At 66.7% G+C, this 24,352-nt stretch carries 21 protein-coding genes; 9 read left to right on the top strand and 12 right to left on the bottom strand.

Going from position 1 to position 24,352, the window contains the following annotated elements; translation table 11 throughout:
- Window positions 1–80: 80 nt before the first annotated feature.
- Complete coding sequence (locus J8847_RS13640) at window positions 81–2,933, top strand: pitrilysin family protein (RefSeq protein WP_211525257.1); 2,853 nt, start codon at window positions 81–83, stop codon at window positions 2,931–2,933.
- Between the two features lie 73 nt (window positions 2,934–3,006).
- Here the strand turns inward: J8847_RS13640 and J8847_RS13635 are convergent, their stop codons facing one another.
- The 5 genes from J8847_RS13635 to J8847_RS13615 form a co-directional block, all read right to left on the bottom strand.
- A complete protein-coding gene (locus J8847_RS13635) occupies window positions 3,007–4,713 on the bottom strand; it encodes a hypothetical protein (RefSeq protein ID WP_211525256.1) in 1,707 nt (568 codons plus the stop codon).
- Between the two features lie 26 nt (window positions 4,714–4,739).
- Window positions 4,740–5,195 (bottom strand): DUF2382 domain-containing protein, encoded by a 456-nt coding sequence (locus J8847_RS13630; protein ID WP_211525255.1) that lies wholly within the window; start codon window positions 5,193–5,195, stop codon window positions 4,740–4,742.
- A 185-nt stretch (window positions 5,196–5,380) separates the two neighbouring features.
- Window positions 5,381–7,069, bottom strand: a complete 1,689-nt coding sequence (locus J8847_RS13625; protein ID WP_229512805.1) for a YsnF/AvaK domain-containing protein — start codon at window positions 7,067–7,069, stop codon at window positions 5,381–5,383.
- A gap of 193 nt (window positions 7,070–7,262) precedes the next feature.
- On the bottom strand, window positions 7,263–7,523 hold the full coding sequence (locus tag J8847_RS13620) for a hypothetical protein (protein ID WP_211525254.1): 261 nt from the start codon (window positions 7,521–7,523) through the stop codon (window positions 7,263–7,265).
- Window positions 7,524–7,538: 15 nt separating this feature from the next.
- Window positions 7,539–8,327, bottom strand: a complete 789-nt coding sequence (locus tag J8847_RS13615; RefSeq protein WP_211525253.1) for a DNA/RNA non-specific endonuclease — start codon at window positions 8,325–8,327, stop codon at window positions 7,539–7,541.
- Between the two features lie 182 nt (window positions 8,328–8,509).
- Here J8847_RS13615 and J8847_RS13610 point away from each other — a divergent pair, with 182 nt between their 5' ends.
- The 4 genes from J8847_RS13610 (at window position 8,510) to J8847_RS13595 (ending at window position 9,780) form a co-directional block, all read left to right on the top strand.
- Window positions 8,510–8,902: a hypothetical protein gene (locus J8847_RS13610; RefSeq protein ID WP_211525252.1), complete on the top strand. Its 393-nt coding sequence runs from the start codon at window positions 8,510–8,512 to the stop codon at window positions 8,900–8,902.
- 1 nt (window position 8,903) lies between these two features.
- On the top strand, window positions 8,904–9,161 hold the full coding sequence (locus tag J8847_RS13605; protein ID WP_211525251.1) for a DUF5985 family protein: 258 nt from the start codon (window positions 8,904–8,906) through the stop codon (window positions 9,159–9,161).
- Window positions 9,162–9,165: 4 nt separating this feature from the next.
- Window positions 9,166–9,435, top strand: coding sequence for a DUF5985 family protein (locus J8847_RS13600; RefSeq protein ID WP_211525250.1), 270 nt, complete (start codon window positions 9,166–9,168; stop codon window positions 9,433–9,435).
- Window positions 9,436–9,501: 66 nt separating this feature from the next.
- Window positions 9,502–9,780 (top strand): hypothetical protein, encoded by a 279-nt coding sequence (locus tag J8847_RS13595; RefSeq protein WP_211525249.1) that lies wholly within the window; start codon window positions 9,502–9,504, stop codon window positions 9,778–9,780.
- A gap of 36 nt (window positions 9,781–9,816) precedes the next feature.
- Here J8847_RS13595 and J8847_RS13590 read toward each other — a convergent pair whose 3' ends face one another.
- Window positions 9,817–10,662, bottom strand: a complete 846-nt coding sequence (locus J8847_RS13590; protein ID WP_229429785.1) for a phytanoyl-CoA dioxygenase family protein — start codon at window positions 10,660–10,662, stop codon at window positions 9,817–9,819.
- 200 nt (window positions 10,663–10,862) lie between these two features.
- On the opposite strand from J8847_RS13590, the gene J8847_RS13585 reads away from it, so the two are divergent.
- On the top strand, window positions 10,863–13,253 hold the full coding sequence (locus J8847_RS13585) for an ATP-binding protein (protein WP_211525248.1): 2,391 nt from the start codon (window positions 10,863–10,865) through the stop codon (window positions 13,251–13,253).
- 10 nt (window positions 13,254–13,263) lie between these two features.
- Here J8847_RS13585 and J8847_RS13580 read toward each other — a convergent pair whose 3' ends face one another.
- On the bottom strand, window positions 13,264–13,689 hold the full coding sequence (locus tag J8847_RS13580; protein WP_211525247.1) for an NUDIX hydrolase: 426 nt from the start codon (window positions 13,687–13,689) through the stop codon (window positions 13,264–13,266).
- A gap of 129 nt (window positions 13,690–13,818) precedes the next feature.
- Between J8847_RS13580 and J8847_RS13575 the strand changes: the two genes are divergently transcribed.
- Complete coding sequence (locus J8847_RS13575; RefSeq protein WP_211525246.1) at window positions 13,819–14,925, top strand: mechanosensitive ion channel family protein; 1,107 nt, start codon at window positions 13,819–13,821, stop codon at window positions 14,923–14,925.
- Window positions 14,926–15,097: 172 nt separating this feature from the next.
- Window positions 15,098–15,433 carry a KGG domain-containing protein gene (locus J8847_RS13570; RefSeq protein WP_211525245.1) on the top strand — a complete coding sequence of 112 codons (336 nt, stop codon included), beginning with the start codon at window positions 15,098–15,100 and terminating at the stop codon, window positions 15,431–15,433.
- Between the two features lie 296 nt (window positions 15,434–15,729).
- On the opposite strand, the gene J8847_RS24350 is transcribed toward J8847_RS13570, so the two are convergent.
- Both J8847_RS24350 and J8847_RS13560 read right to left on the bottom strand, forming a co-directional pair.
- Window positions 15,730–18,339 (bottom strand): NAD(P)-binding protein, encoded by a 2,610-nt coding sequence (locus J8847_RS24350; RefSeq protein WP_211525244.1) that lies wholly within the window; start codon window positions 18,337–18,339, stop codon window positions 15,730–15,732.
- Window positions 18,340–18,747: 408 nt separating this feature from the next.
- The gene (locus J8847_RS13560; RefSeq protein WP_211525243.1) at window positions 18,748–19,956 is read right to left on the bottom strand and encodes a hypothetical protein; all 1,209 of its coding nucleotides are present in this window, start codon (window positions 19,954–19,956) and stop codon (window positions 18,748–18,750) included.
- Between the two features lie 190 nt (window positions 19,957–20,146).
- Here J8847_RS13560 and J8847_RS13555 point away from each other — a divergent pair, with 190 nt between their 5' ends.
- Window positions 20,147–21,439, top strand: a complete 1,293-nt coding sequence (locus tag J8847_RS13555; RefSeq protein ID WP_211525242.1) for an NCS2 family permease — start codon at window positions 20,147–20,149, stop codon at window positions 21,437–21,439.
- A 35-nt stretch (window positions 21,440–21,474) separates the two neighbouring features.
- Here J8847_RS13555 and J8847_RS13550 read toward each other — a convergent pair whose 3' ends face one another.
- The 3 genes from J8847_RS13550 to J8847_RS13540 are packed head-to-tail and all read right to left on the bottom strand — an operon-like array spanning window position 21,475 to window position 24,343.
- The gene (locus J8847_RS13550; protein ID WP_211525241.1) at window positions 21,475–21,999 is read right to left on the bottom strand and encodes a response regulator; all 525 of its coding nucleotides are present in this window, start codon (window positions 21,997–21,999) and stop codon (window positions 21,475–21,477) included.
- On the bottom strand, window positions 21,996–23,330 hold the full coding sequence (locus J8847_RS13545; protein ID WP_211525240.1) for an HD domain-containing phosphohydrolase: 1,335 nt from the start codon (window positions 23,328–23,330) through the stop codon (window positions 21,996–21,998). The genes J8847_RS13550 and J8847_RS13545 overlap by 4 nt, the downstream gene beginning before the upstream one ends.
- Window positions 23,327–24,343 (bottom strand): ATP-binding protein, encoded by a 1,017-nt coding sequence (locus J8847_RS13540; protein WP_211525306.1) that lies wholly within the window; start codon window positions 24,341–24,343, stop codon window positions 23,327–23,329. Before J8847_RS13540 ends, J8847_RS13545 begins: the two co-directional genes overlap by 4 nt.
- Between the last annotated feature and the right edge of the window lie 9 nt (window positions 24,344–24,352).

Here is a 24,352-nt window from a genome sequence, read left to right as displayed (position 1 = left end):
ATATGCATGGCTGATACTGCTGTTCTTTCCTTGTCGAATATTCTATGCTGCGCGCTTAGCGTATTTTCCAAGGAGACAACGTGTTCACCTCGACCCTGTCGCGCACCACGCTCGCGACGCTGATCCCGGCCCTGCTGCTGGCCGCGCCGGCCCATGCCGCCCCCGCCAAGAGCGCCGCCGGCGACGTCCTGCCTTTCAAGGCCACCGAAAAAACCCTGCCGAACGGCCTCAAGGTGATCGTGGTGCCGACCGGCTTCCCGAACCTGGTCTCGGTCCAGATCCCGGTGCAGACCGGTTCGCGCAACGAAATCGAGCCGGGCAAGTCGGGCTTCGCCCACTTCTTCGAGCACATGATGTTCCGCGGGACGCCAAGCTATCCACCGGAGAAGTACCAGAAGATCATCACGGAGGCAGGTGCGCGCCAGAACGCCTACACCAGCGACGACCTGACCAATTACTACACCACCTTCGCCAAGCAGGACCTGGAAACCGTGCTGAAGGTCGAGGCCGACCGCTTCCAGCACCTGTCCTATCCGGTCGAGGCGTTCAAGACCGAGTCGCGGGCCGTGCTGGGCGAATACAACAAGAACAGCGCGAACCCGATGCAGAAGCTGTTCGAGGTGCAGCGCGACGCCGCCTTCACCACCCACACCTACAAGCACACCACCATGGGCTTCCTCAAGGACATCGAGGACATGCCCAACCAGTACGAGTATTCGAAGGTGTTCTTCGACCGCTGGTACCGGCCGGAGAAGACCACCGTGATCATCGCCGGCGACGTCGAGCCGGCCAAGGCCATCGCCATGGTCGAAAAATACTGGTCCGGGTGGAAACGCGGCAGCTACAAGGCACCGGTCCCGGCCGAGCCGGCCCCGCGCGGCGCCCAGTACCGCCACGTGGCCTGGCAGACCCCGACCCTACCGCTGGTGACGGTCGCCTTCCGCGCCCCGGCGTTCTCGGACAAGGCCAAGGACCAGGCCGCGCTGTCGATGCTGCTCTCGCTGTCTTTCGGGCGCACCTCGCCGCTGTACAAGCGCCTGGTGCAGGATGAGCAGAAGGTCGACCAGCTGTTCGACTACGCCCCGAACCGGGTCGATCCGACCCTGGCCACCATCGGCGCCCGCGTCAAGCAGCCGCTCGATACTTTGTATGTGCGCGACGCCATCCTGCAGACCGTGGCCAGGCTGCGCGACGAGCCGGTGACGGCCCAGGCGCTGGAAGACGCCAAGTCGGCCCAGAAATACGGCCTGATCCGCTCGCTGGACAACACCGAGCAGATTGCCTCGACCCTGGCGTCCTATGTGCATTTCGACCGTTCCTACGGCACCCTGAACCGCTACTACCGCGTGGTGGACAGCCTGACGCCGGCCGACCTGCAGGCCGCCGCGCGCAAGTACCTGGTCGACGACTCCATGGTCGTGACCACCCTGGCGCACGACGCCCTGCCGGCCGGCATCGAGGCCCTGCCGAAGCTGGCCGATTTCGCGCCCAAGGCCGGCGCCGCGAACTTCGACGTGCTGGTGCAGAAATCGGCCCTGCCGCAGATCCGCTTCAAGCTGCTGTTCGCGGCCGGTTCGGCCCATGACCCGCAAGGCAAGGAAGGCCTGGCCGCCCTCACCGCCGCCATGGTCGCCAGCGCCGGTTCGCGCGAGCGCAAGATCGACGAGGTGACCAAGGCCCTGTTCCCGCTGGCCGGCAGCTTCACCGAGCAGACCGACAAGGAAATGACCACCTTCACCGGTTCCACCCACAAGGACAACTGGAACAGCTTCATGGCCATCGCCATGCCGCTGCTGGTCGATCCGGGTTTCCGCGAAGAGGACTTCCGCCGCCTGAAGGATGCCCAGCGCAACGCCCTGGTGCTGGACCTGAAGGACAACAACGAGGAGGAGTTCGGCAAGGAGCGCCTGCAGGCCAATGTCTTCGCCGGCACGCCCTATGGCCACCCGGTGCTGGGCACGGTCAAGGGCCTGGACGCGATCACCCTGGACGACGTGAAGGCCTTCTACCGCCAGGCGTATGCGCAAGGCGCCGTGCGCGTGGGCATCTCGGGCGACGTCTCGGACCAGATGGTCGCTTCGCTCAAGACCCAGCTCGCGCGCCTGGCGCCAGGCGCCGGCCTGGCGGCCACCACGGCGCCGCGCGGGCGCATGCCGAACGGCCTGGAAGTGGAAATCGTGGAGAAGAACACCCGCGCCACCGCGATTTCCTTCGGCCTGCCGATCGCCGTCACCCGTGCGCACCCGGACTTCCCGGCCCTGTGGCTGGCCAAGACCTGGCTGGGCGAGCACCGCGCCTCGAGCGCCCGCCTGTACCAGCGCATCCGCGAAGAGCGCGGCATGAACTATGGCGACTATGCCTATATCGAGGCCTTCCCGCGCGGCATGTTCCAGTTCTTCCCGAACCCGAACCTGGGCCGCAAGGCGCAGCTGTTCGAAGTCTGGATCCGCCCGGTGGCGCCGCAGAACGGCCATTTCGCGCTGCGTGTCGCTCTGCACGAACTGGGCAGGCTGGTCGACCAGGGCCTGAGCGAGCAGGATTTCGCCACCACCCGCGACTACCTGATGAAGAACGTGTTCGTGATGACCGCGACCCAGGACCAGCAGCTGGGCTACGCCCTCGACGCCCAGTGGTACAACACGCCGGAATTCACCCGCATGATGCGCGACGGCCTGGGCAAGCTCACGGCGGCCGAGGTCAATGCGGCGATCAAGCGCCACCTGTCGGCGAAGAACCTGTCGGTGGTGATCATCACCAAGGATGCGGCCGGTCTGAAGGATAAGCTGGTGAGCGACGCCTTCTCGCCGATCACCTACGACGCCAACAAGCCGCAGTCCCTGCTGGATGAAGACCGGATGATCGGCTCGATGAAGCTGGGCATCAAGCCGGAAGCGGTGAAGATCACGCCGGCGGCCGAGGCCTTCGCGCAGTAAATCAACGTACCGACGCAGTAGAAAAAGCGGCGCCCTCGGGCGCCGCTATGCTTTCCAGCCGTACCAGTCGCCGTCAATAGGTCAGGCGGTTCCAGCCGTGACGCACCGCTTCCTTGACCTTGTCCCAGGTGCTCGGGCCGCCCGGATAACGGCTCTGCCAGCCGCTGCGCAGCTCGTTCTCGAGCTCGTCGTCCCAGGCCCGGTTGCTGTACTGCGGGTTGCGGTGCATCGAGCTGCCGTACTCGTAGGCCGGACGGTAGGTGTCGTAGGACTCCCCGCTCGTGCCGTAGGTCGAGGTGTAGTGGTTGCGGTAGTAGCTGTCGTCATCGTCCGACAGGGCGCCGGTCATGCGGTTCCAGCCATGGCGCACTGCGTCCTTCATGTCTTCCCATGCGGAGCCGGTGGCGGAGGTCCCGCCCGTGGCCGTCGTGCCGTTGCGGCTTTCCCAGTCGCTGCGCAGGCTGGGCATGGCCTCGTCCCAGGGGCGGTTGCGGTAGATCTCGCTGCGCGCCATCTCATTGCCGTAGGCGTAGGCCGGTGCGACCTCGTCGTAGCTCTTGCCGCTGCTCGCGTAGGCCGAGCTGTAGTGGCTGCGGTAGTAGGCGTCGTCATCGTCGCCGGTCATGCGGTCCCAGCCGCGGCGGACGGCGGACTTCATTTTCTCCCAGGTGGAACCGGGATTACGCGTTTCCCAGTCGCTGCGCAGATCGTTCTCGACCTCGTCCCACTGGCGGCTGCGATAGCGGCTGTCGCCGCGCATCTGGCTGCCGTAGCGGTAGGCCGGGGCGTAGTCGTCATAGGAGCTGTCGGCGCCGTAGGTGGAGCTGAAATGCTCGCGGAAGTAGGTGTCGTCGTCGATGTCCGCCCCCGTCGAGTAGCCCGATTGTCCCATGTCGCCGCGCGAATAGATGCGCGAGCCGCCGCGCTGCTGCGAGGCCAGGCGCGATGCGCCCGACGCCGGGACGCCCGCATATTGCTGGGAATCCGAACGGACCGGGTTGCCGGTCGACGAGCCCTGGATCGAGCCGCCCGTGCCCAGCCCCTGCGGGGTGCCTTCGAGCGACGATCCCTGGACCGGGTTCTCCTGCAGGGTCGAGCCGTGCAGCGAGGTGCCGCCTGTCGCGCTCAGGCCGCTCTTGCCCATCGGCTCCTGGTAGGTGGTGCCCATCGGCTCGGCCTGGTTCAGCGACTGCTGCTGGAACAGCTTGCGGTCGCCCGGGTTGTCCAGGGCCTGGTCCTGCACGCGCTGCTGGCTCTGCACCGGGGCGGCCGCGGACTGGGAGGACGCGGACTGCTGCGACATCGGCGCCGCCTGCATGCCGCTGCTGGTCCCCATGCGCATCGCGCCGGCGCCGGACGGCACCTCTCCGAAGCCGGAAGCCTGCTCGTCGATGTCGGTCGGGCCGTAGCGCTCGACGATGTCGGCGGCGCGCTCGACTTCCGGCAGGGAGGAGGCGGTCACGGTCAGCACGTGGTGCCCGCGGGTCACCGCGCCTTCGTAGCGGCTGACGTGGTCCGGATTGTCGCTGCCGAACAGGTCGCTGAAGAAATGCTTGATGCTGGCGGCGATGCCCAGGCTGCTGGAATCGCCGGCGCGGTCGTGGGCCAGGTCGCGGTCGCCGGCGATGTCGGATTCGCCGGTCGCGCTGTCCGTCTGGCCGGTCGGGTCGGCGTTCGACAAACGTACTTCCCCTTTGGAGAATCCCGACGACAGCAATTCGTTCATGGCGTTCTGCGCGTCGGTCCGGTTATCGAACACGGCTACAAGTGTATGTTGCATGGTCGTTTCCTCCGTGATGGTGGTTGTCATGACGCCGGCGGCGTGCCTGGCCTGCTTGCCTCGGCCGGCTCATCGAAGCGTTCGACGTGGACCTGCTCGGACTTGAGCATGACCTCGTCCTGGTAGCGCTCCTCGCGCCGGACACGGGTGATGTGCAGTTCTTCCTTGATGCGCAGGCGGCGTTCGACCACCAGCACCTCCTCCAGAACCGGCACCACCAGGGTCTCGCCTTCGTAGCGGGTCGCCGGCGCCTGGTCGGCGGCGACGATGCGGTCCACGGGAACATGCCTGACTTCCACCTCCTCGCGCGCCAGGCGCTCGTCGATGGTCACCGGCTGTTCCGATACCGTCTTGTGGATCCGTACGCCGCGGCCGGTCTCGGCGACGCGGGTGCCCACTTCGAGCCTTTCCTCGATCACCGGAATGGAGAGACCTGGCTGCGTGCCTTCCTGCGGCTGGGGTTCGGGAATGGTGCTGGACATCGGGTGGGCTCCTCGTTCGCTGGACCGTTGAATCGAGATTACTCCAATCGCGTCCGGGCGGGCGCGCGGCTGCCCAGCTGTGCCCGCCATGTCGCCAGAGCGGCGACAGCGGGTTTCCGCAAACGAAAACGGCGCCCGCAGGCGCCGTGATGGTGCAGCCCGGCGTGGCCGGGCTCAAGGGCAGCTTAGTAGGTGCGCGAGCTGCTGTTGTCGTCGGTCATGCGGTCCCAGCCACGGCGCACGGCGGCCTTCATGCGCTCCCAGGTCGAGCCCGGATAACGGGTTTCCCAGTCGCTGCGCAGGTCGCTCTCGACATCGTCCCACGGGCGGTTGGCGTATCGGCTGTCGCTGCGCATCTGGCTGCCATAGGAATAGGCCGGCGCATAATCCTCGTACGAACCGCCCAGCGAGCTGTAGTTGCTGGTGTAGTGGCTGCGGTAGTAATCGTCGTCGTTGTCGGTCATGCGGTCCCAGCCGCGGCGTACCGCCGCCTTCATGTTTTCCCAGGTCGACCCGGTGCGGCCGGCATTGCGGGTTTCCCAGTCGGTGCGCAGGTCGTTTTCGACGTCGTCCCACTGGCGGTTCGCGTAGCGGCTATCGCTGCGCATCTGCGAGCCGTAGGAATAGGCCGGCGCATAGTCGTCATACGAACCGCCCACGCTGCCATAGGTGCTGGTGTAATGGCTGCGGTAGTAGTTGTCGTCGTCATCGTCGGTCATGCGGTCCCAGCCCCGGCGTACCGCCGCCTTCATCTTCTCCCAGGTCGAGGGGCCGCCCGCGTTGCGCGATTCCCAGTCGGTGCGCAGGTCGTTCTCCACATCGTCCCACTTGCGGTCGGCGTAGCGGCTGTCGCCGCGCATCGAGCTGCCGTAGGAATAGGCCGGCGCGTAATCGTCGTACGACGCGCCCGTGCTGCCGTAGTTACTGGTGAAGTGGCTGCGGTAGTAGCTGTCGTCGTCGCGCATGTTGCCGGTGGCGCCCAGGCGCTCGACTTCGACTTCGGTGTGGCGCACCGTGTCCTTGACCTGTTGCTGGCGTTCGCTGACTTGCTTGCCGACCGTCACTTCCTCGACCACGCGGGCGGTCTTCTGCACCACCGCTTCCTCGGCGGTCTCGCGCATCTCGATGGTCTGCTCCTTGAACGCAGTGGCGTCGTTCGGATTGATCGGCTGGTCGACGCGATGGCGTTCCACGTTCACATGCTCTTCGCGCAGACCGATGCTTTCATTGACCGGGGTTTCGATCACGCGCGAGAAGATGCGCACGCCGCCGCGCTGCACTTCGCGCTTGCCGACCCTCAGCTGCTCTTCCACCACCGGGATCGACGCGGTGCTCGAGGTGGAGCCCATGGCGGCCGTGTCGCGCTGCAGCGAATCGGTGCGCTGCCGGGTGCCCTGCAGGTTCGCGCCTTGCGAGGCCGACTGCGCCGACATCGAGGACGACTGCTGCAGGCCGCTCGAGCCGGCCATGGCGCCGGTCATGCCGGCGCCGGCCATCGAGCCGCTACGGTCCGAATGCTCGTCGATGTCGGTCGGGCCGTAGCGCTCGACGATGTCGGCGGCGCGCTCGACTTCGGGCAGCGAATCGGCGGTCAGGGTCAGGACGTGGCGGCCGCCGCTGACCGCGGTTTCGTAGCGGCTGGCGCTCGTGCTGTCGTCGCTGCCGAACAGGTCGCTGAAGAAATGCTTGATGCTGGAGCCGATGCCTTCGTCCGTATCGGTGGTGGTGCGGACATCGGTGGTCCCGGCGGCGCCGCTGGTGTCCGAGGTGGACAGGCGCACGTTTTCACGGGAAAAGTTCGACGACATCAGTTCGTTCATGGCGTTCTGTGCGTCGGTGCGGTTGTCGAACACTGCTACAAGCGTATGTTGCATGATCGTTCCTCCGTTTGGTGTCGCGGCGGCGCTGGAGGATCCGGCGCAGCCCTTCGAATTGCGCGCGTCTTTTCAGGCGCTATGCTGGTCGAGCGTACCCCAATCCCGCTCGGGCTTGCGCACCATTGACACCCGACAATTGGAGGCAAAGCCGGCCGTCCTTTCACCATGTTTCGGAGGAATCGAAGCTGGCTCAGGCGAAAGGATTGTCTACCGACTTGACGTCCGGCGCGGGCAGCCGCTCGGGCAGTTCGCGCGCCTCCAGCGCGGCGACGATCGCGCCCAGCGCCTCGTGCAGGCGGCGCGCCGCGGCCAGGCCCCGCTGGTCGGCGGTCAGGTCCACGTCGCCCGAGATCGTGATGCGGTCGACGCGGTTCTCCAGCATCAGCTTACCGACTTCCAGCACGTCGGCTTCGTTGGCGTAGGGCGTGAATGCGGTCTTCTTCGGCTTCATGGGCGAACTCCGTGATTAGTTGTATCCGTGGTTGCGCGGCTTGCGCTGCTTGATCTTCGGCAGCTTCAGCATGCGCTCCTTCTGCTGCCGGCTGAGCGAAGGCAGGAGCTCGATGCCGACGATGCGTTCCAGCTCGGCCACCGGGATCACGTGGATGGGCGCATCGGCGCGGTTCTCGACGAACCAGGCGGCGGCCGCCTTCTGGCGCGGACTGTACACCACCTTGTACAGGTGGCTGGGCACGAGCACGTTGCCGACCTTGCGCAGGCTGGTGCCCAGGAATGCCGGGCCGGTAATCACATACAGCTCGCCTTCGCGCTTGGCCATCTTGCGCACGCTTTGCTCGATCGGGGCCCAGATGTGGCGGTTATGGTCGCCGTCCTGGGGCACCATGTTGGCCAGAGAGAAGCTCTCGCGCTGGGTGCGGCGGTCCGGCATGTCGCCGTTGGGCGCGAGGTGGCCGCGGTCGAAGCCGCTGCGCGAGTAGTCGGACAGCTCGGCGCGCTGGCCCTGGGGCAGGCGCGGCTCGGCGTGGAAGGCGTTGTCGCGGTCCAGGCCTTCGGCGCGCTCGAGGTTGTCCGCGCGCAGGTATTCGGCCGACCACAGCGGCGTGCGGGTCACGCCCGAATGCATGATGCCGAACACGCCGTAGCACAGCTCGCGCGTGGCGGTGGCCAGCTTGGGGTTGCGGATTTCCGGCGCGCGGCCGTCGAGATAATGGACGGGGCAGCTGGCTGCCTGGACGGCGCCGGCGGCGAGCAGCGCGCCGGCCATGGCCAGGCGCGCGAAGATCGTACGGAACATGATGATCGAACTCAAAGACTTGGTGTGATCATTTTAGCCGACCGCAATCTCCGGCCAAAATATGGATGAGCATTGCGATCGCATGGAGCCGCGCACGATTGAAAGTGCATTGCAAAAAAGAATGATCTAGAATTTGTGTTTTCCAATCAAAAATTTCCTTCACGGAAACACATGATTCACGCATGACACACGCGGAGATCCCGGAGGACCTGCGGCGCTTCGTCCTGACGAGCGTGCCCTCCGTACCGTTCCTGGAAGCCCTGCTCCTGTTGCGCGCCTCACCCGGGCAGCAATGGGACGGCGCGGCGCTGGCCGGACGGCTCTACATCCGCGAGAAGGTCGCCCAGGGCCTGCTCGACGAGCTGTGCACTGCGGGCATGGCGCGCCCTTGCGACGCGCCGGCCGCGCACGCCTATTGCTATGCGCCGGCCAGCGAGGCGCTGCGCGAGCTGGTCGACCGTCTTGCCGAGCTCTACGCCAGGCACCTGGTGGAAGTGACCCACCTGATCCATTCCACCCTCGACCGGAAGGCACAGAAATTCGCCGACGCCTTCCGTTTGCGAAAGGACACCTGATATGGGTGAGATCATCTACACCCTCTGCATCCTGACCTCGCTGGCCTGCGCCTGGCTGCTGTTCAGCAGCTACCGCCGCACCCGCTACCGCCTGCTGTTCTGGAGCGGCTCCTGCTTCGCGGTCATGACCGTCAACAACCTGTTCCTGCTGCTGGACAAGGTGGTGTTTCCATCTGTCGACTTCATGCTGCTGCGGCTGATCAGCGCCCTGCTGGCCTGCCTGCTCCTCTTGTACGGCTTGATCTACGAAAATGATTGATCCAATGAACGATCTCCTCAGCGGCGCCATCGCGATGGCCTCGCTGACCATCGCCCTGTTCTTCATCCGCTTCTGGCGCAGCTCGGCCGACCGCTTCTTCCTGTGGTTCGCGCTCTCCTTCGCGATCCAGGGTGTGCACCGCCTGTACGCGGTGCTGCGCGACCAGGGCGGCGAAGATTCGCCGCTGCACTACCTGATCCGCCTGCTGGCCTACGGCCTGATCCTGTGGGCGATCCTGGAAAAGAACCTGCCGCAGAAGGACAAGGGACGGTAGCGTGCGCCCGGGGGCAGGTGGCTAAGGGATAATCGGGGCAACCCGAATCGATTCCAGGAGGACAGCATGGCCGACCCAAAACAGTCTGCACACCAGAAGGAACCCTTCAGCGAAGTGCTCGGCGGAGGGAAGGACAAGCGCTCCGACAACATGCTGCCCGGCGAGGGCGGCGCCGAGGACGGCCGCTTCGACGTGGCCGAGGAAGTGAACCTGGACCAGCAATCGGACGAGGCGCGCCGCGTCGGCCAGGGCCCGAAGAACGGCATCGCCGACGCCATCCCCGAGGGCCTCAAGACGCCCGTACCGTCCCAGCCGGTTCCGGACAAGCCATCCGGCCAGGAATAGTTCTTGGCCGCGCGCCACAGGTGCGCGGCCCCCTCCCTACCCCATCGACAGGCCCATGCGCAGGCCCTCGATCGTGTGCGCCTGGTAGATCGGTTCCAGCTCGTCCATCACGCGGCAGTTCAGGTGGCGCGCCACTTCCAGCGGCAGGCTGGCGTGGAAGGCGCGCGAGACCTGCAGGTCGTGCTTGACCAGGCTGGTGCAGTCGGGCGCTTCGGTGCCGAGCACCAGCACCGGGCGCGAACGGTCCGACATATTGGCGGTGCCGCGGTGGATGGTCAGGGCCGAGCGGGCCGAGATGTCGCCCATCTTCGGCAGCTTGCGCTGGGCCCGCTCCTCGTAGCGCGACCAGGTGCCCTGCGGCGGGAACATCGGGTCGCCGCCCGCCAGCTCGTCCCACTGGGTGCCGGGCGCGATTTCGAAGGGGCCCATGTCCTCGGTGACGTCGACGGTCGTGAGGTTGAAGGCGAGCGAACTCAGACGCCGGCCGGCCAGGGTCTCGGGCGGCGACGCGAAATCGCGGTGCCAGGGCTGGTGCATCGCTCCCGGTCCGGGCACGTCGAAGCCGATCTCGACGATCTTGTAGTCCGGCCCCAGCACCGCGCGGCAGACCGCCGTCACCCATGGGTGGGTAACGAGCTCGAGGAAGCCCGACAGGCGCTCGGGGTGGACCTCGACATAGTAGCGGTTGGGGCCGCGCTCCAGTGCGCCGCCCGGCCGCGCGCGGGCCTCGTCGAACAGCGTGGCGATGTCGGCGCCGAGGCGCTCGACCCATTCCCGGCTGAAGGCGCCGCGGCAGGCGATGATGCCGTCGCCGTACAGGCCGCCCATGATCTCGGCCACGTCGTAGTGGGCCGCCGTGCTTTTTTCCATCCTTGCTTCCATGCTTTCCTCCTCTGAACCGGCATGCTGCTACCAGCGAAAAAGATACTACCGGCAAAGCAAAACGGAGGGCGCACCGCCCGCCGCGGGTACCCGCCGCGGGTCGCGCAAAACAGACGTTGACAGCGCGGAGATGCCCGCTTAGATTGTCCAAGTGATCACAGCCATGGAGCCTGCCTGCCCGGCTCCGACCAGACGCCTACATGACCGAGCCGCAGCCTGAGTCCCATCGCGAAACCGCCCCTCGTCCACGCCCCACCGTCCTCTTCATCTGCAACCGGCCCGGGGTCGACCCGGTCGTGTCGCAGATCTCGGACGAGCTCGGACAGGCCATCGTGCGCGTCCAGACGGCGGCCGAGGGACTGGCCCAGGCCAGGAGCCACGACTTCGCGCTGATCCTGGCCGGCTATGCGGGCGACGCGGCCATGCTGCTCAACACCATCCGCCTGATGCGCGCCAACCTGCGTTCGCTGCACACGCCGATCATCGCCCTCAGCTTGCCGCCGCAGGCCGAACTCCCGGCCCGGCTGCCGGTCGAGGCCCTCTACGAGGCCGGCGCCATCGCCGTCCTGCATGCCCCGCTGTCGCCGGCCATCCTCCGGGCCAAGGCGCGTTTCTACATCGACGCCTTCAACAGCATGGCCGAGCGCCAGCGCGCCGAGTCGGCCCTGATGGATACCCAGGCCCGGCTCGAGACCATCATCGCCGCCGCCGAGCTGGCGGTATGGAGCTGGGACATCGCGGCCGACCGCGTCAGCGCCGACGCCCGCATGGCCGCGCTGTTCGGCATCGATCCCGCCGAGGCCGGCGAGGCCCCGCTCGCGGCCTACCTGGCCGCCCTCCATCCGGACGATGTGCCTCCGCTCCAGGCGGCGCTGGCCGAGGCGATCGCGCGCGGTGGCGTCTACGACGTGACCTTTCGCGTGCGCATTCTCGGCGGCGCCTGGCGCTGGGCCATCGCGCGCGGCCACGTGGACCAGGATGCTTCCGGCGCTGCGCTGCGCATCCGCGGCGTGGTCATCGACGCCACCCGGCAGTTCGAAGCCGAACAGCAGCTGCGGCTGACGGAGGAGCGCTACCGCACCCTGTTCGACTCGGTCGACGAAGGGCTGTGCGTGATCGAGATGCTTTACGACAGCAACGGCCAGGCTGTCGACTACCGCTTCCTGGAAACCAATCCGGCCTTCGTCAAGCACACCGGGCTGGCCGCCGCGGTCGGCAAGACCGCGCGCCAGATGGCGCCACGCCTGGAGGCGCACTGGTTCCATACCTACGGCCGTGTGGCGGCGAGCGGCGAGCCTGTGCGCTTCGTCAACGAGGCGCGCGAACTGGGACGCTGGTTCGACGTCTACGCCACCCGGCTCGGGCCGCCGGAATGGCGCCGCGTGGCGGTCCTGTTCAGCGACATCACCGAACGGCGCCGCTCCGAGGACGCGTTGCGCAAGATGGCTTCGGACCTGTCGGAGGCCAACCGCCTCAAGACCGAATTCCTGGCCACCCTGGCCCACGAGCTGCGCAACCCGCTGGCCCCGATCCGCAGCGGCCTGCAATTCATCCGCCGCGCGCCCGGCGACGCCCAGGCGGTGACGCGGGTGCACGACATCATGGAACGCCAGCTGAGCCACCTGGTGCACCTGGTCGACGACCTGCTGGACGTGGCGCGCATCACGCGCGGCCAGGTCGAGCTCAAGCGCGAGCCGGTGGACCTGGCCACCGTGCTCTCGAGCGCGGTCGAGACCAGCATGCCGCAGATCGAGGCGGCCCGCCATTACCTCGACGTGCGCATGCCGAACGAGGCCCTGCTGCTGGACGCCGACCCCACCCGCCTGACCCAGGTGATCAGCAACCTGCTCAACAACGCGGCGCGCTACACCCCGCGCGGCGGACGCATCGTGCTGGCCGCCGAGCGCGACGGCGGCCAGGCGGTAATCGCCGTCTCCGACAACGGCATCGGCATCGCGCCGGACAAGCTGGAAGACGTGTTCAAGATGTTCACCCAGGTCGGCCAGGGCCAGCAGCCCGGCGCCGGCGGGCTCGGCATCGGCCTGTCGCTGGTGCGCAGCCTGGTCGAGCTGCACGGCGGCAGCGTCCGGGCCGCGAGCGACGGCACCAACGCCGGCAGCGTGTTCACCGTCCGCCTGCCGCTGCACGCGTCCCAGCAGGGCCACCCGCCCCCGCAGGAGCCGGCGCAGGCCGCGAACGATGCGCCCGGCGGCATGGAGGCCGGGGCCGGCGCGGGGCTGAGCGTGCTGGTGGTCGACGACAACCGCGACGCCGCCGAAACCCTGTCCGCCCTGCTCAACCTGCTGGGCCACAGCGCGCCGGTGGCGAACGACGGCCACCAGGCCCTGCGCATGCTGCCGGGACTGCGGCCGCAGGTGGTCTTCCTCGACCTGGGCATGCCGGGCATGTCCGGCTACGAGGTGGCGAGCGCGATCCGCACCGAGCCGGCCTACGCGGGCATCAAGCTGGTCGCCCTGACCGGCTGGGGCGGCGAGGCGGACCGGGCGCGCACGGCGGCCGCGGGCTTCGACCTCCACCTGACCAAGCCGGCCACCCTGGAAGCCATCCAGGAAGTGCTCGCGCAGGTCTAGCGCAGCGGGCCTACCAGGCGATCCCGAGCAGGACCTCGGCCATGCGCGGCCAGCACAGGCTGGCGACCTCCTCGCGCGCGGCCCAGCGGTAGCCATCCATTTCCGGTGTCGGCGCACCGGTCGTATGGTGCGGGAAGTAGCTGCTGCAATGCAGGTGGTCGAGACTGTCGAGCTCCGGGCCGGAACGCACCAGGTAGAGATGCAGGCGCTTGTCGCGCCGGTACTCGAAGGGGCCCAGGTCGCGGAAGGCCTCCGCCGCGAATTCGAGGCCCGCCTCCTCGCGCAGCTCGCGCACCGCCGCCTCCAGCTCGGTTTCGCCAGGGTCGCGCATGCCCTTCGGGATATCCCACTTGGGCGTGTCGGTGACGTGGCAGAGCAGCAGTTCGCCCCGGGGATTGACTACCAGGGTGCCGCAGGAAACCGTGAATTTCGCCATGCTGAGAAGGGTGAACGATGCAAAGGTTCAATGTATCGGCCGGCGATCAGGCTTGTCAATTGTGCGCGCTGTTGGGCGTGCGCACCGCAAACTAGCGGCTTGATTCGCTTGGCTGCACGGGAGTACTGCATGGATTTTCTGGTACCTGGTAATTTGTTGGGCAATACGCTGCAAGACTGGATGATGGCGATCGGCGTCGCCATCGGCGGCACCATCGCGATGTATGTGGTGCGCGCATTCGCGCTGCGCAGGATGCACGAGCTCTCGCAACGCACCGCCGGCAAGCTGGACGATTTCGTCACCAAGATGCTGGCCAAGACCTACCTGGTCTTCCTGCTCGCCATCGGCATCTACCTGGGCAGCATGTTCCTGGTCCTCCCGGACAACTACCGCTTGATCGTCTCGCGCATCGCGGTGGCGGCGCTGATCCTGCAGCTGGGGATCTGGGGCGATTCCGGCCTGCGCGCCTGGCGCGCCCAGTTCATGAGCGCGAATGGCGACGGCGCCCGCAAGGCCTCGAGCACCATCATGTTCTTCATGATGCGCCTGGTGGTCTGGACCGTGGCCTTCCTGATGATGCTGGATAACTTCGGCTTCAACATCACCACCCTGGTGGCCAGCCTGGGCATCGGCGGCATTGCGGTGGCCCTGGCCACCCAGAACATCCTGGGCGACCTGTTCGCCTCGCTGTCCATCATGCTCGACAAGCCTTTCGAGATCGGCGACTTCATCATCGTCGGCGACGCCCTCGGCGCGGTCGAGTACATCGGCCTCAAGACCACCCGCCTGCGCGGCCTGGGCGGCGAGCAGATCGTGTTTTCCAACAGCGACCTGCTCAAGAGCCGGATCCACAACCACAAGCGCATGCAGTCGCGCCGCGTGGCCTTCATCCTGCGCGTGGCCTACGGCGCCAGCGACGCCCAGATGACGCGTATCCCCGAACTGGTGCGCGCCATCGTCACGGCCCGCGGCGATGTCGACTTCGAACGCGCCCACTTCTTCCGCTACGGCGAGTGGTCGCTGGACTTCGAAATCGTCTACCACTTCAAGAGTCCCGACTACATCCTGCACATGGACGCCCAGCAGGCCATCCTGCTGGAGATCTACCGCGCCTTCGAGCGCGAACGGATCCAGTTCGCGCACCCGCTGTCGGTGATCCGGGTGGCCGAGCCGACCGACCCCGCAGGCGGCTGGCTGGCTCATACGATGCCACGCAATGATGAGCTAAGACATTGATTTGTATGGCTAAGTTAGCCGGACTCTTCCTACACGGCCGGGCTGCCCGGTCCTATTCCGGCCAGCTTGTCCATGTCCTAACATGAATTCAACGCCTCACCGATCGCGGTGCCCTCACACCGCCGCCGGGGCAGGCACTCCACTCACTGTGTCATTGATAAAGGAGACGATCATGGCATCGAACAAACAAGCAAGCAGCAAGCGCGGGATCGCTTCGCAAGGCGGCCGCTCCTCGAGCAGCGGCAGCCGCGGCAACAGCCAGAGCGGCAGCCAGGGCAACAGCCAGAGCGGCTCGGGCAGCAACCGCGGCTTCGCCTCGATGGACCCGCAACGCCAGCGCGAGATCGCCTCGCAGGGCGGCCGCGCCGCCCACGCGTCGGGCAACGCCCACGAGTTCAACTCGCAGGAGGCGCGCGAGGCCGGCCGCATGAGCCACAAGAATGACGGCAACCGCCAGAGCGGCAGCGGCGGCAGCCGTGGAGGCGGGAATGGCGGCGGTAATCGCTAAGATCTTCCCGTAACATCTCGCACGGGATGGCTGGACCGGCAGCGGCGCTCTTTTGGGGCGTGGCTGCCGGTCTTTTTTCGTGGGTGTTCGTAGTAAAGTCAACTTGGGTCCCCGCCTTCGCGGGGATGACGTTCAGAAGTAGCGGGCTACGATGAAGCTTTTGGCCCGCTACCGTAATACGTCATCCCCGCGCAGGCGGGGACCCAAGTTCGCACCGCAGCCACCAAATCACGCAGCAAGGTAAACGAAAAAAGCCGCAGGGTTCGACCGCGGCTTTCCTACACGAGCTGAAGGAATTACTCCGCCTTCGCCCCCACAGCCTTCGCCGAAGCCGCCGTCTGGTGCACCCCACCCCCGATCGCCTCCGCCGCCTTCTTGCCGGCCAGCAGAGCGTGATCCGAGTTGTAGTACTCCCACTCGCTGTAACGGCCCGCCAGCGTGATGTCATGCTGCTTCAGCCAGTTCTTGCAGATCTCGACATTCTTTGCACGGTTGTGGTCGTACAGCACGTAGGCGATCGGCATGTCGACCTGGTTGGCGCACAGGATAGTGTCGCCTTCCTGGATCATGCCCACCTTGCGGCAGTCCTCGATCGCACGCTGGATCAGTGCCTCGCCCTCGACCGGCAGCGGCTTGTGCGGCGAGTACGAGATCTCGCAGGTGAAACCGAAGCCGCCCGACGGGTTGCATTCCGGGCTGGCGTTGCCCTGCACGAAGATGCGGTGGAAGATGCTGTCTTCCGGGTAGTAGATCCAGTGCTTGTCGGTCGCGTTCGGACGGTCGATGCCGATGTTCACGCAGCGGATCGACACGTGGCGCAGGCCCTTGGCGGCCGCACGCACTTCTTCCGGCGCCTGGTCGCCGATCACGCGGATCAGTTCCGGCAGCGGCATGGTCGAGACCAGCTGGTCGTAGCGGAAGCGGCGGCCGTCGGCCAGCGCGACCACGTGTTCGCGCGGCAGCACCTGCACCACGTCGGCATTGGTCTCGATCTTGCCCTGGATGTGGGGCAGGAAGCCGTTCATCAGGGCCTGGAAGCCGCCCTTGAGCGGGTAGCCGAAGCGGGCGTTCGGGCCCATCGGCTTGGCGACCGGCTCCAGCGCGCCCTGGATGATCTCTTCCAGGTTCGGCAGCGGCACGCGTCCGCCCAGCCACGAGGTTTCCATCTCGTTCAGCGGCACGGTCCAGATCTTCTTGTTGTAGGGGATGGCGAAATGCTTGGCGATGCCCTTGCCCCACACCTTGTAGATGAACTGTTCGAAGTTCTTGACCTCGCCCTTCACCGACTTGTCGGTGTTGCAGGCGTCCAGGGTGCCGTCGGCGCAGCAGTCGTCGATCTGGCGGGCCTCCTGCTCGTCCGCGCCATTGTCGCCGTAGCGCGCCTCGATGGCGCCCATCACGCATTCGCTGATTACCTTCGGCGGCAGGCCGTAGAGCGCGCCCTGGAAGGGATAGCGGGTGTAGACGTTCTTGCTGTAGACCCAGGCTTCGCGGTTCTGCCAGTGCACGTTATCGCCCAGCAGCACGTCGTACATCTTGAGGACGTAGGGGTCGTTCGAGAACATGATGTGGCCGGCGTAATCGAAGGTGAAGCCCTTGTCCTGGATCGAGCGGCACCAGCCGCCGATCGTGGCGTTACGCTCCAGCACCAGGGTGTCCGCGTCCAGGTGGTAGGCCGCCGACAGGCCGGTCGGGCCGCTGCCGATCACGATATTGCGGTACGAAGACTTGGCGCTCTTGGCCAGCGGCAGCGGATTGACCGTGGCCGGCAGGGCCTCCGGGTTCGCCGCCGACAGTCGCTGGGCGCGGTTGCCCGGCACCACGTTCCGGATCAGCTCGTGCATGCGGCCGGCGGTAAGGTCCCAGGAGGTGCCGGCCACCACTTCGCGCATGCGCTTGGCCATCTTGAGCTTGTCGCCTTCGGTCATCGCCAGCATGCGTTCGCAGGCGGCGATATAGTCCTTGGCGCCGTCGGCGATCGCCACCACGTCGCCATAAGGGACCTTGACGTCGGTGATCGAGGTCGAGACCGAGGGCAGCTCGGCCGCCATGTATTCCAGCACCTTGGTCGGGCTGATGAACTTGGTCGACTCGTTCAGCGCGAACGGCAGCAGGCAGACATCCCAGCCGGCCAGGAACTTGGGCAGGTCCGGGTAGTTGCGCTGGCCCATGTAGTGGATGTTCGGGCCTTGCGGCAGGTGGGCCGGGTCGATCTTGACCACCGGGCCGACCAGCACGATGTTCCATTCCGGATGGGCCTCGGCCATGGCGCGCACCAGCTCGGTGTCGAAGCGCTCGTCGATGACGCCGTAGAAGCCCAGGCGCGGATGCGGGATGTGGGCCTGGTCCGGATGCGAGATGTCGCGGTCCTGGGCCTGGCGGAAGTGCTTGGCGTCCACGCTGCTCGAGAAGCAGTGCGCGTTCGCATGGCGGTCGCGCTTGGACTGGTACAGGCTCGGGCCGCCGGTGAAGACCAGGTCGGCGATGTTCAGCAAGGCGCTCTCGCGTTGCAGCAGCTGTTTGGGCGCATTCTTGAACGCCGCCAGTTCGTCCATGCAGTCGTAGATGACCTTGGATGGGTGCAGGCCTTGCAGCAGCGGCAGGGCCATCGGGGTGTAGAACCAGACGATCGGCTGTTCGCCGTCCGGGACCAGGTCCTTCAGCAGGGTCTGCAGGGTCGGGAGCTGGTCGTCGTGGAAGCCCGGTGCGTGGATGGCGGTATGCGGGCGGCACACCGTGATGTTCGGCGCGACGGCCGTTTTCTGCAGGTGTGCCTGTCCCTCGCTGTACACCGGCTCTTCGACGAAGAGGACGTTATAGTGTTCCGCCAGACGGGTCATCAGGTGCTGGGGGCGCTGGAAAACGAAATCCCAGCGCAGATGGCAAAACACGATCAGGGTCGGCATGTTGATTTCCTTTCGCCTTGCTGGCGCTATAGTTGTTGGCAAAGATCTCCGGGCCGGTTTTCTCTCTCTCTTGCCATATGACACAGTGGTTCAACCTGGCCGGACCCCGAAATCGTAACATGTAAATTTTTTAATGTTTTCATTTATGCATTGCAACATTGCCAACAGGAATCACGTCTGACCCAGCCGTTTCGCCTCTCTCCTAGGAGAGGGTTGGACGAGCGATATCTCATGTAGGGGGCGTCCTACATCGATACAGGAAAATCCACTACGAAGCGGTGAAAACTTTTGATTGTGCGGCGCAGCGCGGACCGTCGAAAACGCGGCCCGCACGGGAATGAAGGGGGGATTTCGGGAGGGAATGAGGGCGCGCGCCGACTTTCCGGCGCACGTGACGCAGTGCGGCAATCAGGCGCGGTGGTAGGGCTCGGCGCCTTCGGCGTGCCCGTCTTCGCTGAAGCCCGCGGCCACCGAGACGCCTTCCAGGCCCGCCGAGAGCAGCGCGTCGCACAGCTCGTCCACTTCGGCGCCGAGGTCGGCCGCCAGGTCCACCGGTTTCTCCACGCTGCCCCAGGGCTGGCCGCCGTCCAGCGCATACAGGTTGGCGCGCAGGACGATGTGCTCGCCCATGTCGAGCGGCGCCACGGCGGCGTGCACCTGGTCCGGCTCGAGGTCCTTGGCCGCCAGCGTGCGGCGCACGTCGGACAGCAGCGCCAGCATGCCCAGTTCGTTCACGGCCTGCTCCTTGGCGCCGAAGAACAGGTCCTGGTACAGGAAGTCGAGCTCCAGGCGCTCCGGGTCGGCGGCCAGGCTGCGTCTGAGCAGCGGCGCGATCTCGACGGTCCAGTCGCGGTAGCGTTCCATGCGGCGCGCGAAGTAGGCGTCGCTGCCCTCCTCGTCCTTGGGCACCCGGTAGAAGGGATCGTCGGCGCGCTTGAGCGAGAAGCCGAGCAGGAAGCGCAGCTCCATCGCGGTCTCGTCGGGGGCCACCGGTTCGCCGGTCCAGCCGCGCATGCTTGCTTCGATGGTCGGAGCCGGCTGCAGCTTCTTTTCCAGCAGCGAGGCGCTGGCCTCGCGCAGCATCTCGTGCAGGCTGCTGTAGCTGACGTGGTCGATCTCGGCCAGGTCGTAGGCATGGCGGATCAGCACCACCCTGGCCGAGGGACTGTCGAGGCCGGCGGCCTGGAAGCTGGCGGACAGGCGTTCGAAGGCTTCGTCGTCCTGGAAGGCCTCCCGGGCCACCAGGCCGCCCGTGCTGCGCACGAACAGCGGCACCAGGAAGGCGTCGATCTCGTATTCCGGCCCGTCCTCGCGGCGCAGGCGCCAGGTCGCGGCCTCTTCCTCGATGCGGCCGCGCAGGATGCGGCAGGCCAGCGGATCGGTATAGCGCGCCAGCTCGATCGCCTCGTACAGCACCTCGTCGCGCTTTTTGCGCACCGTCTTGCGCACCGCCGCGCTCAGCGCTTCCTCGCGCTCGTCGTCGGAGCCGAAGCCGGGCAGGTCCTCGCGCTCGGCGATCTCGAGGGCCAGGTCGGCCAGTTCCTTCGCCTGGGACGAGGTATCGGGTTCGCGCACGTTGTTCGACTTGCGGGGTGCGGGACGCTTGTTCTTGGGCATGGTGTGGTGCGGAAAGTGATCAAGGTCTTCATGGTAACGCATCGGCCCCGGCGCCGGCGAGCGCCTCGGCGCGCCGCGAAACGGGCGGCGCCAACCGGGATGGCGACGGATGGGCTGCCGGAGTGCTATGCTTCGGGCAAAATCAACAACAAGTGCGGCCCCGCGCCGCCACAACCGGGAACCATTCCACATGCTCGAGAAACTCTTCAAACTCAGGGAAAGCGGCACCGACGTGCGCACCGAAGTGCTGGCCGGCCTGACCACCTTCCTCACGATGGTGTATATCATCTTCGTCAATCCGGCCATCCTTGGCGACGCCGGCCTGCCGAAGGAGTCGGTGTTCGTGGCCACCTGCCTGGTGGCCGCCCTCGGCACGGCCGTCATGGGCCTGTACGCCAACTACCCCATCGCGATGGCGCCGGGCATGGGCCTGAACGCCTATTTCGCCTACGCCGTGGTGCTGGGCATGGGCATCGCCTGGCCGGCGGCGCTGGGCGCGGTGTTCATCTCGGGCTGCCTGTTCATCCTGGTGTCGCTGCTGGGCCTGCGCGGCATGATCGTGGACGGCATCCCGCGCTCGATGCGGGTCGCGATCACCGTCGGCCTGGGCATGTTCCTGGCCCTGATCGCGCTCAAGAACGCCGGCATCGTGGTGGCGAACGAGCCGACCCTGGTCAAGGCCGGCGACCTGCACAAGCCCGAGGCCCTGATGGCGATCGCCGGCTTCCTGGTCATCGTCGCCCTCGACCGCCTGAAGGTGCGCGGCGCGATCCTGATCGGCATCGTGCTGGTGACGGTGCTGAGCTTCTTCTTCGGCGGCAACACCTTCAAGGGCATTTTCTCGCTGCCGCCCTCGATCGAGCCGACCCTGTTCAAGCTCGACATCGCCGGCGCGCTGTCGGTCGGCATCCTGAACGTGGTGCTGGTGTTCTTCCTGGTCGAGCTGTTCGACGCCACCGGCACCCTGATGGGCGTGGCGCGCCGCGCCGGCCTGCTGGTCGAGGGCAAGATGGACCGCCTCAACAAGGCGCTGCTGGCCGACAGCGGCGCCATCGTGGCCGGCAGCATCCTGGGCACCTCCAGCACCACCGCCTACCTGGAAAGCGCCTCCGGCGTGCAGGCGGGCGGGCGCACCGGCCTGACCGCGCTCACGGTCGCGGTGCTGTTCCTGGCCTGCCTGTTCATCGCGCCGCTGGCCGGCGTGGTGCCGGCCTACGCGACCGCACCGGCCCTGCTGTTCGTGGCCTGCCTGATGCTGGCCGACCTGGGGGATGTGGAATGGGGGGACAGCACGGAGAGCATTCCGGCGGCGGTCACCGCGCTGGTGATGCCGTTCACCTTCTCGATCGCGGAAGGCATCGCGTTCGGGTTCATCACCTATGCGGCGCTCAAGCTGCTGACCGGGCGCGCGCGTGAAGTGCGGCCGGTGGTGTGGATCATTGCGGCGCTGTTCACGTTCAAGATCGCCTATATCGGCACCTAAGCACCACGACGGTTTCGAGGCTGGCGATCATCAACTCAGTCGAGAATGATCGACCCGTCCGGATTGCGCCTGACGCGCGTGATGCCCGGTTCCTCCTGCTCCAGCCTGCGCGCCTCGTGTTCCTGCGGCGTAAGCTCCTCCGAAATCTCCGGCTCGGCCAGGCGCCGCGCGGCCAGCGCTTCGTCGCGCCGGGCGAAGGCCTGGCGGAAGATCTTTTCCAGCTCGGCCGCCTGCCAGGGCTTGGCCACGTAGCGGAACACCTCGGCGCGGTTGATCGACTCCATCACCTCGCCGATGTCGTTCGAGGCCGACAGTACGAGGCGCACCGCGTCCGGCTGCAGGCCCTTGACGACCTGCAGGAAATCCGCCCCGGTCAGCCCGGGCATGCGGAAATCCGACATCACCACGTCGAAACTGGCCTCGGCGCAGCGCAGCAGCGCCTGTTCCGGGTCCTGGCAGGTCATGATCTCGACCTCGCTCCCCGGCAGGAAGCCGCGCAGGGCGCGCTGCAGGGCGCTGAGCACGTTGGCCTCGTCGTCCACCAGCAGAATACGTCTCATCCAGCTTCTCCTTCGATGCGCACGTGCACGACGAACTGCTCGTTCGCGCTCTTTTCGTAGTCGGCGATCTGGGCGATCATGCGCTCGGTCAGCACATGGTCGGCCGACAGCAGCAGCTGGCCGCCGCGCGTGATCAGGTCGCGCGAGGTGCGCATCCCCGGACGCAGGACCGCCACCTTCAGCGGGCGGTCCGGCGGCGCCTCGGGCGGCGGCACGCGGCCGGTGGCCACCTCCATGAAGGCCGCCACCACCGCTGGGTCGTAGCGCGAACCGCGCCGGTCGTGCACCAGGCCGGCCGCCTGTTCGCGCGACATCGGGTTGCGCGCCAGCACGCCGATCTGCAAGTTGTCGTAGTCGCTCGCCACCGCCAGGATACGCGCCCCCAGCGGAATGTCCAGGCCCGCCAGGCGGTCCGGAAATCCTTCGCCGTCGAAGCGCTCCTGGTGGGCGCGCACCAGCGCCGCCGCTTCCGCCAGGTCTTCCAGCGGCATCAGGATCTGCTGGCCGCGCGCCGGGTAGAGCTTGTACTGGTTGAGCTGCTCGCCCGTCATCATCGCCACCGGCGTGTCGAGCAGCAGGTCCGGCATGCCGATCTTGCCGATGTCGTGCAGCAGGCCGGCGACGAACACCTGCTGCATCTCCTGGGCGTTCATGCCCATGCGCTGGGCGATGCGGCGCGCGAGGTCGGCCACGCGGCGCGAATGGCCGGCCAGCTTGGGACCGCGCAGCTCGATCATGCCCGAGAATACCCGGATCGAGGTCAGGAAGCTGCGCTTGAGCTTTTCGTGCGAGGCCACCAGGCTTTCGTGGGTCGCCTTGAGCTGGGCCGTACGCTTGGCCACCTGGGCTTCCAGCCCCTGGTTCAGTTCGCGCAGCTGCTCGTTCTGCCGGCGCGTCAGGTCCTCCAGGCGGCGCTTTTCCTGCTCCAGCTCGCGCCGCTCCAGGGCATGGCGCACCAGCAGCAGCATCTCGGTGTCGTCCCAGGGCTTGGTGATGTAGCGGTAGATCTCGCCGCGGTTGACGGCGCCGATGATCTGGGCAACGTCGGCGTAGCCGGTCAGCAGGATGCGCAAGGCGTCCGGGTGGTCCTGGCGGGCGCGTTCCAGGAACTGGGCGCCGTCCATCTCGGGCATGCGCATGTCCGAAATGATCAGGTCGACCTGGCGCCCGGCCAGCATGGCCAGGCCTTCGCGGCCGCCGCCGGCGGTCAGGATCTCGTAGCCCTGGGCGCGGAACAGGCGCCGCAGCGCCGACAGGATGTGCGGCTCGTCGTCGACGCACAGGATCACGCCCGCCTGCTTGCCGTTGCCCGGATTGGCGCTGGTGCTCATGCGTCCGCCTCCTCTGCGCCTCCGGCCACGTGATGCACCGGCAGCGTGATGCGGAAGGTGGTGCCCTTCCCGACTTCGCTCTGCACCTCGATCTGGCCATGGTGCTTCTGGATGATCCCGTAGGACAGCGAGAGGCCGAGCCCGGTCCCGCTGCCGATCGGCTTGGTGGTGAAGAAGGGATCGAAGATGCGCGCCAGGTGCTCCTTGGCGATGCCGCTGCCGTTGTCCGCGATCTCGACCCAGACCTGGCTGCCGTCTTCCGCCACGCCGGTCCGGATCGTGATGCGCCCGTGGCCTGTGATCGCGTGGGCGCCATTGACCACGATGTTCATGAACACCTGGTTGAGCTGGGACGGCAGGCATTCGATGTCGGGAATGTCGCCGTACTCGCGCACCACCTCGGCCTTGTACTTGACCTCGTTGCTGACGATGTTCAGGGTCGAGTCCAGGCCGGCGTGCAGGTTGGCCCACTGCCATTCCTGGTTCGCGTCCACGCGCGAGAAATCCTTCAGGTCCTGCACGATCTTGCGCACCCGGGTGATGCCCTCGCGCGATTCCGACATCAGGACCGGGATGTCCTCGATCAGGTAGTCGAGGTCGATCCCGGCGCGCATCGCGCGCAGGCGCTCCAGCACCTCCGGCGCGGCGATGCTGGCCTCCGCCTCTTCGTAGGCCTTGAACATCTCGAGCATGCGCCCGATGTAGCCGCCGAGCGTCTCGAAGTTCGAAAACACGTAGCCGATCGGGTTGTTGATCTCGTGCGCCACCCCGGCCGCCAGCTGGCCGATCGAGGCCAGCTTCTCGGACTGGACCAGCTGTTCCTGGGCCATCGACAGGCGCGCGTTGACTTCGGTGAGTTCCGCGTTGCGGCGCACCAGCTCGGCCTCGGCCGCCTCGCGCCTGCGGATATCGTCTTCCAGGCGCTGCATCGCCTGTTCCAGCTGGGCGGTGGGATTGCCGGCCAGGGCGTCGTCGGCGCCGGCCTGCCTGCTCTGCTGCTGCTTCGCTTCCATGTTGATCAA

The sequence above is a fragment of the Massilia sp. AB1 genome, from assembly GCF_018119385.1.
Lineage (GTDB): Bacteria > Pseudomonadota > Gammaproteobacteria > Burkholderiales > Burkholderiaceae_D > Telluria.
This window is presented reverse-complemented; position numbering and strand designations above follow the sequence as displayed.